Source organism: Moorena sp. SIO4A5 (assembly GCF_010672005.1).
Classification (GTDB): Bacteria; Cyanobacteriota; Cyanobacteriia; order Cyanobacteriales; family Coleofasciculaceae; genus Moorena.
The window spans coordinates 1-16,642 of the sequence record NZ_JAAHHZ010000083.1; the positions used below are offsets into that span (position 1 = coordinate 1).

The window sequence follows — 16,642 nt, forward strand, 5'->3', positions numbered from 1 at the left end:
GATTAGCGGGAGTATTTGTGAATCAATTTACCGAGCCGAACCTATCCTTCCACTACCGAGTGATTCGGATTTGGGAATGTGATCCACAACCGTTACTGACAACCCCGGGGTTACTACCCTTGGCAGTGTTAGCACAAGCTGAAGTCCCAGAAACATTACTCTCCCAGGTAGCAGCCAGAATCGATATGATTGAAGATACACAACAGCAGCGTAACCTATCTGCTTGCGTGCAACTGTTGGCTGGGGTGAAATTTGATGAGCAGTTAATTCAAGCTTATTTTCGGGAGGATATGATGCAAGAGTCGGTGGTTTATCAACGGATTATTCGTCAAGGATTAGAACAAGGATTAGAACAAGGATTAAAACAAGGATTAGAACAAGGATTAAAACAAGGATTAAAACAAGGATTAGAACAAGGATTAGAACAAGGATTAGAACAAGGATTAGAACAAGGAAAGCACAATGAGCTTAATTTAATTATCCGTCTACTTAACCGTCGCCTAGGTCAGCTCAATCCCCAATTACAGCATCAAATTGAGCAGTTATCCTTTTCCCAGTTGGAGGATTTAGGGGAAGCGTTGTTAGATTTTGAAACCGAAGTGGATTTGAGCAATTGGTTGAACCAGTTCAGGGATAGATAATATCAAGTCTGGTTGAATACCCATAATTAACGGGAGTGTGGGGAGTGTAGGGAGGGTGGGGAGTCTGGGGAGATGGGGAGATTTTTATTAAGGGTAATTATCCTCAGATGAGATCAGATTCGCTACTGCCATGGTTTCCAAAGGGCTTTCAAGGTGCTCCCCCAAGCCATGGCACACAGCTGTCTTACCCCTACTCCCTACTCCCTACTCCCTACTCCCTACTCCCTACTCCCGAAAACCCCAAGGGCGTAAGTCCCTCACCCAATTGAAAACTGCTATCTATGGAGAATAGGGGATTCGAACCCCTGACCTCTGCGGTGCGATCGCAGCGCTCTACCAACTGAGCCAATTCCCCCTAGTACCTTTGTTGATTGTGTTTATTCTAGCACCGGAACCCATCGCCCTGTGCCCCCTTGCCGTTTTATCCTCTATATTTCTCCTACTGGCTCAGGTGATACCCCAGAATAGACCTGCTGCACCCGTTCTAATTCCAGCTGATTCAAATAATCCACAGTCCAGTTAGCGTGACGCTGTAGCATATGAAGGGGATAAGTACTAGCCACTCCTACCACTGGCATGCCAGCTCGCTTCGCCGCCTCAATTCCAGCCAAAGAATCTTCTATCACTAGACATTCCGCAGGTTTCAAGTTCAGGTTACCATAAACTTGATTGAGCCGCTCTACCGCTAGCAGATAGCCATCCGGTTCCGGTTTACTAGTAGTAATATCATCACCAGCAACAATCAAACTAAAATAGTGAGCTAAACCAGCGCGATTGAGCACCACTTCTGCTTCATTCCGCAGTGCTCCAGTCACCAGAGCCATCGGTATCTGAGCACCCTTGATCTGAACCATTAAATCCTCCACACCAGGATAAATGGGCAAGGTTTCCATACTTTCTAGCTGACGTTGATAGGCAGCAGCTTTGCGGCTAATGAGCTGGTTTAAGTAATCCTCCGTAACCACCCGACCGCGACGCTTAAGTAACTCTCGCAGACAAGAGCGATCGCCTCTACCTGTACAAACCTGTCGAAACTCTTCGGAATCCGGACGCAAATTTTCCCCAAGAATAATTTCCTCAATTAGTTTCTCGTGAATCGGCTCATCATTGATTATTACTCCGTTAAAATCAAACAGAACTGCTTTCAAACTCATAAGTACCTAGACATAAATTCTGTTACTATTGTTGAGTAACTTAAAAAACATAACGTTACTCAACCCTCTTCTGCTCCCCGTTACCGGTTGCCTATTCCCTGATTTTAACAGTCAACTTTACTAATCTTAACAGTCAACGTTAATTGTGTCCAAGTGCTTACTGTAAAATTGCCCTATACCGCTGGAACCGGCACCCCAAGTGACGCAATATCATCTGGAAAACTCCCCTGAGATTGAGATTCCCAAGGAGTTGATTTCCCTACTGGCAAAGGTTTTAGACCCTGAGTTATTTGATGCAGCCACCACCATTGCGTAGTGCGCACTGCTTCAAAACTAGCTGCACCCATCCAAGCGTCAACACTACCATTAGCGTAAGCCTTGATATAGGGTTCTTGAACGCACCCCATCCAAATCAAAGATTATGGATGGGGATTCATTCGCTCTTGAACAGCTAAATTTCTTAACGTCCCCAGGACAATTGGCGTTCTCAATGTGCCGTCAGAACTTTTGCTGTCGTACACCCTAGAAAAGTTTTTATCCCCTACTATTAAGCAATACCAATATCTAGCACCGATGTTATAACTAGCGTTTAAATCCGCGTGATATTGTTTTCCACTCTTGAATTTTGCTAGGGAATAATTTGTTTGGCTTCGTCTAACTTTTCCACTTCCATCAAAGGCTACCGCACTGGTATATTTAGGATTAACTGTCTGAACTTTTCCACCTAATTCTGTCCATTTATCTGTGATTATTTCGACAATTTTTCGGTGACACCATAAGTGAAATTTTTGTTTCATTAATGACCTTTTTTTCCCAGCTTTTGCTTTCCATCCCCAGAGATTTTCTAAGACCATTACCTTGACGCCATGCACCTTGGCGAATTGAACAATTTGTCTGGCTACTTTTCGAGAAATCTCTAGATTTTGATTAGCTGACTTGCGGTTAAGTCCACCACAAAACCCTTTCGGTAATGTTTGACCAGTTAAATTACTGGTTTGTTTAGCTTTTTTGGCTATCATCATTCGTCGTTTGTTGCGATAGTCTATGTCTCTGGCTGGATTAATAAAAGTCCTCGCCTTTACAGTACCATCCCGCCCGACGATAGCAGCCGTTGCTGCATTATTTATCCCTAAGTCAACACTACAAACATAATCGGTTTCTTCTCTTTTTACTGGTTTTATTTGAACTGGCATTGAGAGCTGACATTTAGTTTTATTCACCACTAAAGAAGGTGACTTTAATTTGTTGCCCTCAACTAAATGCCGATTATTTCCGTGATTTTTTACTCCTATATTAGTTAACCAAATCCAATCTTTTCCCGACCACACCTTGAGAGCAACAGTTTGATAATCCTTACCGTATAAAATTTGTTGACCTTTATACAAAGCCGGGTAAGTTTTACACATTGCTGTTAGTCTTGGTGCTTTAGCTGTACGTTTTTTACGATTTCCCGACTGCCAAGAACGATAACGGGTTTGAAAACTAGAAACAATGCCAATTGCTTCAGCTATGGCTGCTCTTCTTAAATAGCTGGGAAACTTACGGTGATCTGGATATTTGTTGACAATTTTCTGATAATAACTATGTTTGGGATTTGGGTTAGCTGTGGTAACATGAATCATTTTTTCCACAGCCAAAACTAATTCTAAGCTACTTAGAGGGGCTAAATTAGACCATTGTGCATTCACAATCAAAACTAAAGGTAAAAGATATTTACGGTAGCAGGTTACCGTCATCAACATCATCTCTTTCTGTTCGGGAGTAGTAACTAAACGCCACACATCTGTACGAATCAGAGGTTGAGGTTGAGATTTTTTAGTTTTTCTTTGGCTTTTTTTACCCATGGTCTAGTCACACCCCACTCTAGAGGCTATTAAATTATATTAACACAAATATGATTAATCTAGAATTGCCAAAAGAATAAGAAAAGGTAGTGTTTTTTGTTGGTCTCGCTAACCCCACCTAAATCGAAGATTATAGGTGGGGACTGCGCGAGACATTTTGTTCAAAAACTTCCGTTAGCCAATTCGCCTCCCGGATCGTAGTCTGATTCCCGTCTAGAATCAAAACTTGTCCTCCCCCTTGCAGCAGTCGGAAGGATTCATGCAAAATCGACTGAGTTACCTTAGGTGGAGTTTCGTAAAACAACAGTGATGCTGTAACTAGATCAAAAGACTGATCATCTAAACCCGTCTGTTCAGCCATACCATGAAGCCACTGAATATCGAGATTAGCCTTGTTAGCTTTATACTCAGCCATGACCAGCATATAAGGTGACAAGTCAAGACCAATGACCTCGGCATCAGGAAACCTCTGCTTTAACATCAAGGTTGTGGAACCGGTGCCACAGCCCAAATCCAGAATTCGTCGTGGCTTCCCTACTATAGTATCAATCAACCCCTGACGCACCCAGGCTTCATTAGGGGGCAATGCATATTGGGTAATTGGGTCATAGGTTGTGGCTGCACTTCCATTCAAGTAGCCCCCTTCAATACCATGGAAATTCTGAGTGCTGTAATAGTCAGGATAGATTAAATCAGGGTTATGGAAGCGATGCTCGATACGAGCCGCTACGCGAACGCACTCAGCTTCCCAATTCATAGTTTCGTCAAACTGCTGCAGCTTTTCAAAATCAATCAAGCTACCGATGATCGGGGATAAGAAACGGTCCCAAAGTGTATCTTGATTAACGGCCATAGTTATACCTGGAGATATCAAACCAACTCCTAACGCAGTATACCTTGAGGCTGATTAATCTAGCACCACACTCCTTACCGTGACCCTTTAACATTCCGAGCAAAGCGCTCCCGACCCTCTTGGAGATTAGCAGGAGTACCATTAGGGTAAGCTTTAGTAATCAGACTCTGGAGTTGTTCAATCCGATTACTAGGGTTAGGGTGAGTAGTGACATACTCCGGTGGTTGCCCACCCTGTCGAATCGAGTTAAGGACTTGCATCAGTTCAACGATTCCCCTAGGGTTATAGCCCGCTTGCGTCATAAACCGAAAACCAAGGCGATCGCTTTCTAATTCATCCTCACGTCCATACTTAAGGCTAACCATTTGATTAATCGCTTGGGCAAGTAGTGCTGCTTGCCTACCACTCTGGGCATCATCACTGGCAGCAATACCAACAGCATTAACCAATGCTACCCCAAGTTTCTGCTTGGCCAGATGTAGTGAACCAGAAGCTGCCGACTTTTTGACCATCCGCTCTCCCACCTGAGAAATATATCCTTGAAGGGCTTTATCTGGGTAAAGACCACCGTGTTGAGCCGCCATTTCCGTGCTTGTAACCCCATCACCACTTCCTGACGGGGGGAAAGTTGGATGCGCTGCTTTTCCCTAGTTACTGGATTTTCAGAGACACTGGTAAAGTAGCTCTACGCACCGATTATCTCCCAAATTCATCCATAGCAAAATACTATAAGACTTATAAGACTATTGTTGTGGAAGATATGATGAATTATTAGAGCCGTTATTATTTCTGTATTAGTCCTAAGAACTTACAGTTGTTTGGCCTAGACACCATCAAGCTATGACCCACCATATTTTAGTTGTCGAAGATGAAACCAAACTAGCCCAGTTCATTGAACTGGAACTGAAGTACGAAGGTTATGAGGTTAGTGTTGCCTCGGATGGGTTAGCTGGTTTGGGAGCAGCGCGGGAATCTAATCCAGATTTAGTAATACTCGACTGGATGCTACCGGGCATATCTGGACCAGAAATTTGCCGACGCCTGCGCAGTACTGGTAATCAAGTGCCGATTATCTTATTAACCGCTAAAGATGAAGTAAGCGATCGCGTTAGTGGTTTAGATGCTGGTGCTGATGACTACGTAGTCAAACCCTTCAGCGTAGAGGAATTATTAGCCAGAGTCCGAGCTCATCTGCGACGCAATCAAACCGAAGACCCCAACATCCTCCAATTTGCCGACTTAAGTTTAAACCATAGCACCCGTGAAGTCTATCGAGGTCAGCGATTAATTGAACTGACTGTCAAAGAATTTGATCTACTCGAATATCTTCTTGCCCATCCCCGACAAGTCCTCACCCGAGAGCAAATCCTCGAAAGAGTTTGGGGTTATGACTTTATGGGTGACTCTAATATCATAGAAGTTTACATTCGCTACTTGCGCCTGAAGCTAGAAGCCAACAACGAAAACCGTCTAGTCCAAACCGTGCGCGGTGTTGGCTACGTATTGCGAGATTAGTCCTGAGTGCATCATTCCTGATTGCATCAGTCCATCCTGACTTCCGACTCTCGACTCCCGACTCCCGACTCCCGACTCCCGACTCCCGACTCCCGACTCCCGACTCCCGACTCCCGACTTCCTAAAAGCATGGAAAACTGCTATACCTAATACCCAAAACTCATATGGATGCGGGGATGGAGTTTTGCCCTTACTAACTTACCCCCTTGCAGATGTTCTTCCACAATTACCGGCACATCTTGTGGTTTGACTCGGCAATACCAAGTCTCCTCTGGAACAATCCGCACCGTTGGACCAGAACTACACTGTCCCTGGCAAGTTGTACCAATCACGCTAAAGTCAGAAAGATCAGCTTCCTCGAAGGCAGCCAGCACCTCAGCTGAACCGGCTGCTAAACAAGACTTATGTTGGCAGACTAAAACACAAGGCTTTTCGGTTTTGGCACTGTGTTGAGTAAAATCTGTTTCCACCTTAAGTTCAGTTAATATTAAGAATTATTACTCCCTTCATCATAGCCATTGACTTTTAGGCATAGTTTAATACCATTAACCCCTAAAATGCCAAATACCTGTTTTCAGTCCTGAGTCGGTTTTGAGGAAGCACAGTCTCCTGTTATGCACCAATGACCAATGAATAATTACCAATAACTCATTGCTCAAGCATCCAATTGAATCGGACAGCAGCTTAACATTAGAATGAAGACCACACTTCGAACCCAATTGTCCCTGAATCCGTCATGAATCCAAAACTCTTAAACAATCGCTACCGTGTCCTTGAGACTCTAGGTTCGGGTGGGTTCGGTGACACCTTTCTCGCCGAAGATATCCATATGCCCTCAAGACGGCGGTGTGTGATTAAGCAACTTAAGGCATTAGCTCATAATTCTAAAGCTTACAAGGTCGTCCAAGAGCGATTCCAACGAGAAGCAGCTGTTTTAGAAGCCTTAGGGGAAGCACATGACCAGATTCCAAGACTTTATGCCTATTTCTCTGAAGCCGAAAAGTTTTACCTGGTTCAAGAGTGGATTCGAGGCAATACCTTTACAACACAGGTCAGACAGGGAAAAAAATTTACTGAGATTGAAGTTAGGGAACTCCTAATTAGTTTGTTAAAAGTTCTAGAGTATGTCCACTCTCGCCGTATCATTCATCGGGACATTAAGCCAGATAACATCATTATCCGCCAACGAGATGGAGTACCAGTTCTGATTGATTTTGGTGCAGTCAAAGAAGCAATGAGTACCGTAGTCACCAACTCTGGCACCCCTCACCCAGCATCAATTATAATTGGCACTCCTGGCTATATGTCTTCGGAACAGTCAGCAGGACACCCAACCTATAGCAGTGATCTCTACAGTTTGGGGCTGACAGCAATTTTATTGCTAACGGGTAAAATACCACAGCTATTCCACACAGATGAGAGGACTGGTGAAATTTTATGGCGTCAAGATGCCCCACACCTTTATTCAAACCTAGGAATAGTGCTCGACAAAGCGATTCGATTCCATCCACGCGATCGCTTTATTAGTGCCAGACAAATGCTTGATGCTCTCCAATCTGACCCGGCATCACCTACGGAAGCCACAGTCCCCATGTCTCCCGGTGCCCCATCAACAGCCAACAAAGGTACCGTAGCAACAGTCCCCATTTCTCCCGGTGAGCCACCAGCCAACAACGGTTCAGTGTCCACTATTAAAGGCCCTTATCCAGTCACTGTAAAACAAAACGATAGTTACAAGGCAGTTTTAAAGGGAGGTTTAATCGGAGGCGGTATATTACTGATTGTGGTGGCTGTTGCTTCGGGATTCAACAAATTCTTGAATCCCTCTACGACCGTGCCATCCTATGATCAATCTAAATCAACATCATACCCAGACAAGCCAAGTTCTCAAGAACCGCAAGATAAAAAAGTATCATCAAAAGACCCATTACCAGAAACACCATCATACCCATCACAGTCCCAGACCAATAACCCATCACAACCAGTAACTAAACCAGAAACACCATCATACCCATCACAGTCCCAGACCAAGGATCGATCATCCCCATCACAACCAGAGACTACCGTAACTGATCCGGTCACACCATCATCCCCATCACAACCAGACTCGACCGTAACTGATCCGGTCACACCATCATCCCCATCACAACCAGACTCGACCGTAACTGATCCGGTCACACCATCATCCCCATCACAACCAGACACTACCGTAACTGATCCGGTCACACCAACATCCCCATCACAATCAGACACTACTGTAAAACCAGTTCCAGTAACGACACCGAAACCTATCACCGAACCTTCACCCATCGTAGAAAACAAGACCAGTAACCCAAATCTTGCTCAGCTCAACGCTATTCCCAAATTTCCCCCAGGAACTCAGCGAAGAGCAGTGGAATATGCTTTAGGCAAGCCCACAAAACAATCAAACGGCATGTGGAAGACTCGCGCTTTCCTTTATAAAAACGTTGTGCCCAATCATGTAGACCTAGGATACCTGTTTGATCGAAGTTCTGGGCGTCTGCGCCAAACGGAAGTTACTTTTTCGCAATCCGTTGACCTAGAAATCATGTCAGAGACCTTAAACAAGCTGCTCAGTAACAACATTTCCACTGACATTAAACAGGGACTGAAAGATGTATATCAGGGCGAGTCTAAGACCTATAAATTTTCCAGTGGTAACAATAACAGCTTGGAGGGTGTGATTCAACGAGACGGTAGCGATCGCATTTATATTGGTGTTTGGGAAGCGGATTTAAAGTAAAAAGTAATCCTAATTCCCTGATCAAGACTCTAATGCTCAAAGCCCCCTGGCTGAAGGCTGAGGGATTAGTTATAAAAAGTTCCCTGTTTCCTATTGATCACAATTCATCACTAGGATACTTTTCTCTATTTAATCTAACATGAGAAAGATACTAATATTCGGCAACTCTGGAGCGGGAAAAACCACCTTAGCCTTAAAATTGCAGGTTGAGTTCAGCTTACCCATATTAGATCTAGATACTATTACTTGGATACCCGATCTACCAGGAGTAAGACGGGAAGATGCGGAAAGCGAGAGATTATTAATCGACTTTATTCAAAAAAATCCTGAATGGATAATTGAAGGATGCTACGGGAGTTTGATTGAGACAGCCGCCAACTATTCATCAGAGATGATATTTTTGAATCCTGGAGTTGAAAAATGCCTAGAAAACAATAAGAGAAGACCATGGGAGCCTCATAAGTATAAGACTCCCAAAGAACAAGAAGCGAATTTTGATTTTTTACAAACCTGGATTAGAGACTACTATTCACGTGATGATGAATATTCCTTTAGGTGCCATGATAGACTATTCAAAAGGTTTAGCGGCAATAAAAGAGAAATCAATTAATCATGCGTTCGCGTAGCCTCGGCTTTGCCGAATCCCATTCTCTAATGCTAGGATTGTCCAACACCCTTTTTAGGATTTTATCACTCCCTCTAATTATTAAAATTAGAGGGAGTAGACAGTAGACAGAATTGCTGAAGTCATCATAATAATCCAGAATTAATGGGCAGCGCTCCATCGCTACTCCCTACTTCCTACTTCCTACTCCCTACTCGTGCTTAACCTAGGACAAAAGTACCTCACCGAATTTATAAATGCTATTAGTGGTAAATAGTTTGGTTTAACTCAAGCACTTGTCCGACATCCTTTGATTAGAGAATCTAACTTTTGTTGTGCAGCATAACGATTCAAATAAGCCGGATCATTAATATTTTTATTGCTGCCATAGTAGTTAGGTAATGGCTGAATTTGGTAAGCTTGATTTTGATAAGATTGGCCGAGTAATCTATCAGTTAAAATAAGAGAAATAGCTTTATAAAAACGGGAAGCAAAATCTGTATTTTGCTGTAGCTTTTCCTGCAATTGCTGCCGACAAATTGACCAAACTACTGAGTCATTTACAGCGGTAACAGTAGCGGCAGGTAAACTTCGTGTTAGAAAAGACATTTCTCCCACTACTTCACCTCCCGATAATTCAGCAATATCTCTGCCCTCAACTGAAACTGTAAACTGTCCATCCAACACTATATACAGTGCATCAATCTCTTTCCCTTCTTCTATAAGCGTAGTATCGGCAATAATTTCTTTCTTGCTTCCTGTAGCAATCATCCATTCCACATCCCTATCACTCAATTCCTCTATCATCAAAAGTGTTTTTTTGATACCCTGCTTCCAGAGAGCTTCTACATTATGTAATTTTTCTATAGGAAGCAAGAATTCCTTATAATCATCAAAAAAAATTGCCCCTTGAGCCTTGAGAGCAGATATAATATCCTCAGTAAGCCCTAAATTATTACCAAATTTAGCGTTGTCTAAAATAGCATTACTAAAGTCAGCACCGGTTAGATTAGCATTTCTAAGATCAGCACCGCTCAGATTGGCATTCCTAAAAATCGTTCCCCTTAAATCGGCATTCCTTAGATTCACGTTTTCTAAGTTAACCCCGCTTAAGTCAACTCTAGCCAAGTCCTCAGAAAGATTTAGGTCAGCTATCTCCGACAGTTTAGAAAAATTAGTAGTGTTAGCGCTTTCAACACTTTTGATTAATTCTTCCAACTCTTGGTTAAATTGTTCGTTATTTACCGGTTTTAATTGTTCGTTAGTCATACTTGAGTACCACTTTACTTAAATAAGGTTTTAATTGGTGCTTTAGAAGCAGTAAGGCAATCTTTCTATCTAAGACTACATCTTTTTCCCGACTAATTTCGGAAGACCACAACCCTTCAGCTCCAGTCAGATGAACATCTGGCTTAAAAACTTCAAAGGTAGCTTCTATGTAGCACGGCTTTGCCATTACATCTATTGTTCCCAGCTCGACTTCCTTGAGTAATCCTTTAAACACGGGTTGACCCGTTTTTACCTCAAAAACCCAAGCCGGAGTTTCCTCTGACCCCTTCGTTGTGATCTGAGGGTCAATGAACTGAAACTCATCGGTTGTGCCTCCTGTATTTTTTTGACCATGGTTAGCTTTAACTCCAGGTTGATTTTTATCCCAACAAGCCTCCACTTTACTGTGATTTTCCTTACTCTCTTGCTGCTTCCTCTCTTTCTCAACATCAGGGTCAAATGAGCCACTGAAGTTACGGGCTTCCAAAGGGATCTTGCCATTTTTCAGCCTTAGCCTGAGTTCTCCACCTTTGAGTCCGAACCTAACTCGACCCAATGGCGTCTGCACCCACTGTTCATTAAATTGTATAGTCAGGTATAGCTTCAATTGCTCTATCTGGCGAGATGAAAAAATCCCTGTCGAGACTGGCTCAACTTTAAGCTCCATCGTCAGACAATCTGGAAATTTATTTTGCTTATTTTCCTCTTGTGGGATAAGCGGTGTCGATTTTATTTTGGACATGCTAAATTAGGATACAGAGGTTCACAGTTTACTCGCGAGGCAACCCTAAGGCTTATAGGCAAACGAGTTCATATTCACGTTTGCAAAGAATTGCTTCTAGGTTACTGATGACAGCGACCTCTGCTCGAATTGTTTGAGCAGAAATGCACGTAAAATCTAGTTAAACGTGAAATACACGGCATAATGAGCATCTCACGTTTAGCTGAAGACACCGATACAGCTTTACTGAAATGATCTGAACTGATCTATTAGTTCAAGTCCAGTTAATCACTTACAAAATAGTCTCTAGATTTTTGGGTAAGCGTAATCGGTAATGGGTAATCCTAAACTACCAATTACCAATTTAAAATCACCAATTCCAAATCACCAATTCCAAATTCCCTGATTTCGGATATGATAATTAGTTAATCAGAGATTGATATTATATTTCTTGACTAAGATATTTAATTAGTCAGAGACGCGCTACCCTGATCTGATAATTATGAGGGTATAATAAGATGCTTTGCCCTGAGATGATAAATTCTAAGACTTGGCTGACTAATCTTATAACTTTCACTAATAATCATTATTATCGATTTAGTTAGATAAAGGTGTGATATCAATCACATCAACCGGTGAAGTTAATTACTGTATTCGGTGACTGGATTCACAGACTGGATTCAGTGACTGGATGGAGTTATTGAAATCAGCGTCTTCTCAAGCCCAAGGCGGGATTCCTCCGAAGGGGATGGTATGCGATCGCATCACCAGCAGTTGAGCTGGCTTGTCACCCCCTCATACCGAGTTGCATTCAAAGAGAGTAGATTGGTTGGATAGGGAGATGGGGAGATGGGGAGATGGGGAGATGGGCGGAAGAGAAAGTTGTACGTTTGACCGCAACTTGGTATCAACCACAAATGAAATGGGCAAGATGCCCGTTCTACAAAACTATTCAAATCATTCCATTATTAAGCAAGGCCAAAAAAAGGAGCCGATTGCGTCGGCTCCCAACTTATCTCAAGTCTGGTTAATCACTTACTAAATAGTCCCTAGTCGTCAGCTTTCAGCTTTCAGCTTAAGCGCTACGCGCACGCTACAGAAACAGCCATTGGCTGTAGGCTCAGGCTACTTGAGGTGCTTTTGAATAAAATAAGCATGATAGCTGACCGCTGACCGCTGACCGCTGACCGCTGAATGCTTAGAGGATATCTGAAAAGTTTTTTGATACTGAATTTTGCCCCCCTAGCCCCCCAACTTTGGGGGGAACAAGAGTCAATTTGCTTCTAAAAGTCCCCCAAAATTGGGGGATTTAGGGGGCTTGGATGTAGCAAATGAGACTTCTCAGACAACCTCTTACATTACCCGAGAAGGGATATGATGATTAGTCAACCAGAGATGATAGTAGATATTACTTGACGGTAACTTTAGCACCAGTCTCTTCCAGTTGCTTCTTAATATCCTCAGCCGCATCTTTAGCAATGGCCTCTTTAATCGGTTTAGGAGCAGATTCCACCAACTCTTTGGCTTCTTTGAGACCCAAACCAGTGATGGTACGCACCACCTTAAGTACAGCAATCTTCTTATCAGAGGGGAACTCTTCTAGAACCACATCAAATTCAGTTTTCTCCTCCTCTGGCTCAGCCTCAGCAGCTCCAGGAGCACCAGGCATAGCACCAGGCATCATCATCATACCGCCAGCAGGAGCAGCAGCACTGACACCAAAAGCCTCTTCGATCTGCTTAACCAGCTCAGAAGCTTCTAGCAGAGTCAGAGATTTTAATTTTTCGAGAATTTCATCAGTTGTAGCAGACATTGATATAACTCCTTTTAGGTGAATTGTTTAATGTATTGAGTGTTGTACTTGAGTGTTGTACAAATCTCCGAAAGGGGGAAAACCGAGTACTAGCTGTTGCCTTCTTCCTTGGCAGCAATCCCTTGGATGCATCGACCCAAAGAAGCTGGCACCTCGTTAATACTGCGACCCAAGGAGGCTGGTACCTCATTAATCCCGACAGCAAGTTTGGTAGCGATAGAATTAATCGCTCCAGCAACTTGCGCGATCAGTTCCTCCTTAGAAGGCAAGTCGGCAATTGCCTTAACTTGCTCTTCATTCAAGGCTTGACCTTGCATCACGCCGCCGCGAAATTCAGTCTTCTTGGCGGCTTTCTTAAACTCCTGGTAGGCTCTGATGGCACTACCAACATCGTCTTTGACCAGGAGAAAGGCTGAAGTACCACTCAGGAATTCTGTCATCGGCTGCCAGTTTTCGTCTTCTTCCACCGCAAGCCGCATGAAGGTGTTTTTGGTCACCTTGCAAATCGTGCCAGTGGGACGCAGACGATTCCGTAAATCGGTAATTTCAGCAACCGACAGCCCCTGGTAATCAATCACTACAGCCAATTGAGACTCACTCAAGGTTTGCTTGAGCTCCGCCACAATTGTCTTTTTTTCGTCAAGTGTTCTACCCATTTTGTTAAGTGTTAATTGGTTAATTGTTAATTGAAAATAAATAAAAATAAATAAAAATAAATATTATTTATTTTCAATTGACTCTCAACCAAGAATGATAAGTATTGAACGGTCGATCGCCTTTGGCGGAAGCTTCGCTTCATCGCGTAGCGTGTGCGTAGCACATAGATCTGACGGATAACAAATAACCAAACTAAAACCCCGGAGACTTGGCCGGGGTTAAGGGTCGTATCATTACCCCTATAGCACTCACTGTAGGATCAGTGCCTGGGCAGATGATACATAGTACTTTAACCTCGGCAGGATATTAAGCTAGTTACTCCTGCTGTCTTCAGCGCAAGCCTTCTTCAATTGTCTAGTTTGTCTAGCCGAATTTTAGGATGATTTCTAATCTACGTTTTAAGCAGCATCCTCAAGCTTGAGTTCGCGCAGGATAGCGATATCCACTTCAATCGATGGACCCATGCTAGCAGACACATATAAAGTGCGCCAATAGCGACCTTTCGCGCCAGATGGACGATTGCGGTCGATAGTTTCCTGCAAAGCCTTCAGATTCACCAGTAAGTCTTCGGGGCTAAAGGATGCCTTACCAAACATAACATGAACAATGCCAGTACGGTCAGCCCTAAATTCTAGTTTACCAGCTTTGAATTCTTGAATTGCCTGAGCTATGTCATTAGTAACTGTACCACCTTTAGGAGAAGGCATCAAGCCCCGTGGTCCGAGGAGGCGACCCAATCTCGCTACTTTGGGCATCATGTCCGGCGTAGCAATGAGCCGGTCAAAATCCATCATCCCGTTTTGAATTTCTGCAATTAACTCCTCAGAACCGGCAATGTCTGCCCCTGCATTACTAGCTTCCGAGACTTTTTCACCCCGAGCAATCACTGCTACTCGTATCGTCTGACCTGTTCCCTTCGGTAAAGCCACTGTAGTGCGCAGTTGCTGGTCAGTATACTTTGGGTCAATTCCTAAGCGAATATGGGCTTCAGCCGATTCCGGAAATTTGGCCGTGGCTGTTTCTTTGAGGAGTTTGAGAGCTTCTATGGGTTCGTAAGGTCGCTCTTCAACCTTCTTTTTTAGTTCTTGTAATCGACGCGATGGTTTCTTGGGCATCTGTATCTCCTGGGGTACTTAGCGAAGTAAAACTCCTCCCCCTCTATGGTTTACGTTAATACATTGGAGTTGAAAGTTGAAAGTTGAAAGTTGAAAGTTGAAAGTTGAAAGTTGTCAGGTTACAGCCTTAATTCATCTTTCATCCTTGATTATCTTTCATCCTTCTAATCGGTTATGGCTACACCCATGTTTCTAGCTGTGCCTTCCACAATTTTCATTGCCGCTTCTATATCATTAGCATTGAGGTCAGGCATTTTAGTTTGGGCGATTTCTTGCAGCTGGGAGCGAGTAAGGCTGCCAACTCTAGTGCGGTTGGGTTGTGCTGAACCTTTCTCAATGCCAGCAGCTTTCTTAATCAGTACAGATGCTGGTGGAGTTTTGAGGATAAAGGTAAAGCTTCGATCCTCAAACACTGAAATTTCTACTGGTATCACCATACCAGCTTGATCAGCAGTTTTGGCATTGTACTCTTTACAGAATGCCATAATATTTACCCCGTGCTGACCGAGTGCTGGTCCGACGGGGGGAGCTGGGTTAGCTTTCCCAGCTGGGAGCGCTAACTTAATCAATGCAACAACTTTTTTAGCCATTATCTAAGGTCTAGCTTGTTTTTTCAATCTGATTGAACTCCAATTCTACTGGTGTATCCCGCCCAAAGATCGAGAGTAACGCTTTGAGTTTGCTCCTTTCGGGGCTAACTTCAATCACTTCCCCTTCAAATTCTTTAAACGGACCAGATAGCACCATGATTTTGTCCCCTACTGCCATATCTACTTTGACAATCGGCTCTTGCTCTTCGGTTTGCTTGAAGATCCGCTCTACTTCACCATAGCTGAGGGGTACGGGTTTAACATGTCCCCTACCACGCCCGTAGCGGCGTTGTTGTTCTGCCCCAACAAAATTAATCACATTTGGTGTGTTTTTGACAACTTGCCAAGCTTCATCATCCATCACCATCTGGACTAACACATAGCCGGGGAAAACTTTTTCTTCGCCGTGTTGCCGAGAACCATCCTTACGGATTTTTACCGTAGGTGTTTGGGGAATCTGGACTTTCAAAATCCGGTCCGCTACATCCATCGTTTGGATGCGCTGTTCCAAGTTCGTCTTAACCCGTTTTTCACAGCCAGAAGCAACCTGGACTGCGTACCAACGTGGACTTGCAGGTTTTGATACCTGTTGATCGACATCTTGGGATTCGTCTGCAGCAAAACTCATCAAAATACTTGTCCTGATGCCCAGGAAAATAAACCATCTACCAAGTAAATTATGGTGGCAGACAGAATGACCATCAACAATACCGCTGCTGATTCGCTAATTAACTGTTGCCGAGAAGGCCAAACGACTTTAGCGAGTTCTTCTTTAGTTTCGTTGAAGAACTTACCTAGGTTAAACCCAGATTCAGTTTCTTTAGTCTCTGGTTCAGCTTTTGTTTTCTTTGCCACAACTTCTCCTTTCCCCCATCAACGCATTGACACTCCCCGTCCTAGAAGAACGGGGATTCTTCGCTCAACGACTCGACTTGCTTAACCAGACCGGAGTCAGGAAGAGTAGAGGCCAAGTCTCCCAAAGCGTTTGGATCTAAGATATAGGTTCCGGTGTGCCCCACCGTACCTTTACTTTTTTTAGAGATAGATACTTTTTTCTATCTAAATTTTTCATAGACGTTAAAGTCGTTAGACCAAATTACGC

22 protein-coding genes, 1 tRNA gene, 1 pseudogene and 1 other annotated feature are annotated in these 16,642 nt (G+C 43.5%); of the genes and pseudogenes, 7 read left to right on the forward strand and 17 right to left on the reverse strand.

Translation table 11 applies throughout. The annotated features are described in order from the left end of the window. Together F6K57_RS22775 and F6K57_RS22780 are read left to right on the forward strand one after the other, a co-directional pair. A partial coding sequence (locus F6K57_RS22775; RefSeq protein ID WP_293070800.1) for a DUF4351 domain-containing protein occupies window positions 1-641 on the forward strand: 641 nt, incomplete at its 5' end. A 130-nt stretch (window positions 642-771) separates the two neighbouring features. Then, window positions 772-933 carry a hypothetical protein gene (locus tag F6K57_RS22780; protein WP_293030205.1) on the forward strand — a complete coding sequence of 54 codons (162 nt, stop codon included), beginning with the start codon at window positions 772-774 and terminating at the stop codon, window positions 931-933. On the opposite strand, the gene F6K57_RS22785 is transcribed toward F6K57_RS22780, so the two are convergent. The 6 genes and pseudogenes from F6K57_RS22785 to F6K57_RS22810 form a co-directional block, all read right to left on the reverse strand. Beyond that, window positions 924-996 (reverse strand) — tRNA-Ala (locus F6K57_RS22785). The genes F6K57_RS22780 and F6K57_RS22785 overlap by 10 nt on opposite strands. Before the next feature lie 73 nt (window positions 997-1,069). Continuing rightward, entirely contained in the window at window positions 1,070-1,795 is a 726-nt protein-coding gene (locus F6K57_RS22790) for an HAD family phosphatase (protein WP_293070802.1), read from the reverse strand. Between the two features lie 173 nt (window positions 1,796-1,968). Then, window positions 1,969-2,202: a hypothetical protein gene (locus F6K57_RS22795; protein WP_293030199.1), complete on the reverse strand. Its 234-nt coding sequence runs from the start codon at window positions 2,200-2,202 to the stop codon at window positions 1,969-1,971. A 12-nt stretch (window positions 2,203-2,214) separates the two neighbouring features. Continuing rightward, entirely contained in the window at window positions 2,215-3,639 is a 1,425-nt protein-coding gene (locus tag F6K57_RS22800; protein WP_293031068.1) for a transposase, read from the reverse strand. A gap of 157 nt (window positions 3,640-3,796) precedes the next feature. After that, window positions 3,797-4,492: pseudogene (locus tag F6K57_RS22805) on the reverse strand (class I SAM-dependent methyltransferase); the annotation flags it as partial. A gap of 74 nt (window positions 4,493-4,566) precedes the next feature. Further along, window positions 4,567-5,076, reverse strand: coding sequence for a M48 family metalloprotease (locus F6K57_RS22810; RefSeq protein WP_364303831.1), 510 nt, complete (start codon window positions 5,074-5,076; stop codon window positions 4,567-4,569). A 256-nt stretch (window positions 5,077-5,332) separates the two neighbouring features. Between F6K57_RS22810 and F6K57_RS22815 the strand changes: the two genes are divergently transcribed. Both F6K57_RS22815 and F6K57_RS22820 read left to right on the forward strand, forming a co-directional pair. Beyond that, window positions 5,333-6,007 (forward strand): response regulator transcription factor, encoded by a 675-nt coding sequence (locus tag F6K57_RS22815; RefSeq protein WP_293029555.1) that lies wholly within the window; start codon window positions 5,333-5,335, stop codon window positions 6,005-6,007. 21 nt (window positions 6,008-6,028) lie between these two features. Beyond that, entirely contained in the window at window positions 6,029-6,157 is a 129-nt protein-coding gene (locus F6K57_RS22820; protein WP_293029558.1) for a hypothetical protein, read from the forward strand. Here the strand turns inward: F6K57_RS22820 and F6K57_RS22825 are convergent. Then, on the reverse strand, window positions 6,154-6,477 hold the full coding sequence (locus tag F6K57_RS22825; protein ID WP_293029561.1) for a (2Fe-2S) ferredoxin domain-containing protein: 324 nt from the start codon (window positions 6,475-6,477) through the stop codon (window positions 6,154-6,156). The two genes, F6K57_RS22820 and F6K57_RS22825, sit on opposite strands and share 4 nt — an antisense overlap. A gap of 266 nt (window positions 6,478-6,743) precedes the next feature. Here F6K57_RS22825 and F6K57_RS22830 point away from each other — a divergent pair, with 266 nt between their 5' ends. After that, window positions 6,744-8,771, forward strand: coding sequence for a serine/threonine protein kinase (locus tag F6K57_RS22830; RefSeq protein WP_293070806.1), 2,028 nt, complete (start codon window positions 6,744-6,746; stop codon window positions 8,769-8,771). Between the two features lie 139 nt (window positions 8,772-8,910). Next, entirely contained in the window at window positions 8,911-9,381 is a 471-nt protein-coding gene (locus F6K57_RS22835) for a shikimate kinase (protein WP_293070808.1), read from the forward strand. Here F6K57_RS22835 and F6K57_RS22840 read toward each other — a convergent pair. The 3 genes from F6K57_RS22840 to F6K57_RS22850 form a co-directional block, all read right to left on the reverse strand. Continuing rightward, window positions 9,374-9,556: a hypothetical protein gene (locus F6K57_RS22840; protein ID WP_293070810.1), complete on the reverse strand. Its 183-nt coding sequence runs from the start codon at window positions 9,554-9,556 to the stop codon at window positions 9,374-9,376. The genes F6K57_RS22835 and F6K57_RS22840 overlap by 8 nt on opposite strands. A gap of 107 nt (window positions 9,557-9,663) precedes the next feature. After that, entirely contained in the window at window positions 9,664-10,644 is a 981-nt protein-coding gene (locus tag F6K57_RS22845; RefSeq protein WP_293070812.1) for a pentapeptide repeat-containing protein, read from the reverse strand. Then, window positions 10,637-11,386 (reverse strand): hypothetical protein, encoded by a 750-nt coding sequence (locus F6K57_RS22850; RefSeq protein WP_293070814.1) that lies wholly within the window; start codon window positions 11,384-11,386, stop codon window positions 10,637-10,639. Before F6K57_RS22850 ends, F6K57_RS22845 begins: the two co-directional genes overlap by 8 nt. Before the next feature lie 836 nt (window positions 11,387-12,222). Here F6K57_RS22850 and F6K57_RS22855 point away from each other — a divergent pair. Next, complete coding sequence (locus F6K57_RS22855) at window positions 12,223-12,396, forward strand: hypothetical protein (RefSeq protein WP_293018654.1); 174 nt, start codon at window positions 12,223-12,225, stop codon at window positions 12,394-12,396. Between the two features lie 377 nt (window positions 12,397-12,773). On the opposite strand, the gene rplL is transcribed toward F6K57_RS22855, so the two are convergent. The 7 genes from rplL to F6K57_RS22890 all read right to left on the reverse strand — a co-directional run bounded on the left by rplL (window position 12,774) and on the right by F6K57_RS22890 (window position 16,559). Then, the gene (rplL, locus tag F6K57_RS22860; protein ID WP_293018656.1) at window positions 12,774-13,178 is read right to left on the reverse strand and encodes a 50S ribosomal protein L7/L12; all 405 of its coding nucleotides are present in this window, start codon (window positions 13,176-13,178) and stop codon (window positions 12,774-12,776) included. Window positions 13,179-13,267: 89 nt separating this feature from the next. Then, window positions 13,268-13,834, reverse strand: a complete 567-nt coding sequence (gene rplJ / locus F6K57_RS22865; protein WP_075901772.1) for a 50S ribosomal protein L10 — start codon at window positions 13,832-13,834, stop codon at window positions 13,268-13,270. A 184-nt stretch (window positions 13,835-14,018) separates the two neighbouring features. Further along, window positions 14,019-14,187 (reverse strand) — a sequence feature (ribosomal protein L10 leader region). Window positions 14,188-14,233: 46 nt separating this feature from the next. Next, a complete protein-coding gene (gene rplA, locus F6K57_RS22870; protein ID WP_293039763.1) occupies window positions 14,234-14,950 on the reverse strand; it encodes a 50S ribosomal protein L1 in 717 nt (238 codons plus the stop codon). 164 nt (window positions 14,951-15,114) lie between these two features. Next, window positions 15,115-15,540: a 50S ribosomal protein L11 gene (gene rplK, locus F6K57_RS22875; protein WP_071105455.1), complete on the reverse strand. Its 426-nt coding sequence runs from the start codon at window positions 15,538-15,540 to the stop codon at window positions 15,115-15,117. Between the two features lie 10 nt (window positions 15,541-15,550). After that, window positions 15,551-16,168 (reverse strand): transcription termination/antitermination protein NusG, encoded by a 618-nt coding sequence (nusG, locus tag F6K57_RS22880; RefSeq protein ID WP_293018741.1) that lies wholly within the window; start codon window positions 16,166-16,168, stop codon window positions 15,551-15,553. Next, window positions 16,168-16,395, reverse strand: coding sequence for a preprotein translocase subunit SecE (gene secE, locus F6K57_RS22885; protein WP_008188891.1), 228 nt, complete (start codon window positions 16,393-16,395; stop codon window positions 16,168-16,170). The genes nusG and secE overlap by 1 nt, the downstream gene beginning before the upstream one ends. A 41-nt stretch (window positions 16,396-16,436) precedes the next feature. Further along, window positions 16,437-16,559, reverse strand: coding sequence for a hypothetical protein (locus F6K57_RS22890; RefSeq protein ID WP_293036963.1), 123 nt, complete (start codon window positions 16,557-16,559; stop codon window positions 16,437-16,439). Between the last annotated feature and the right edge of the window lie 83 nt (window positions 16,560-16,642).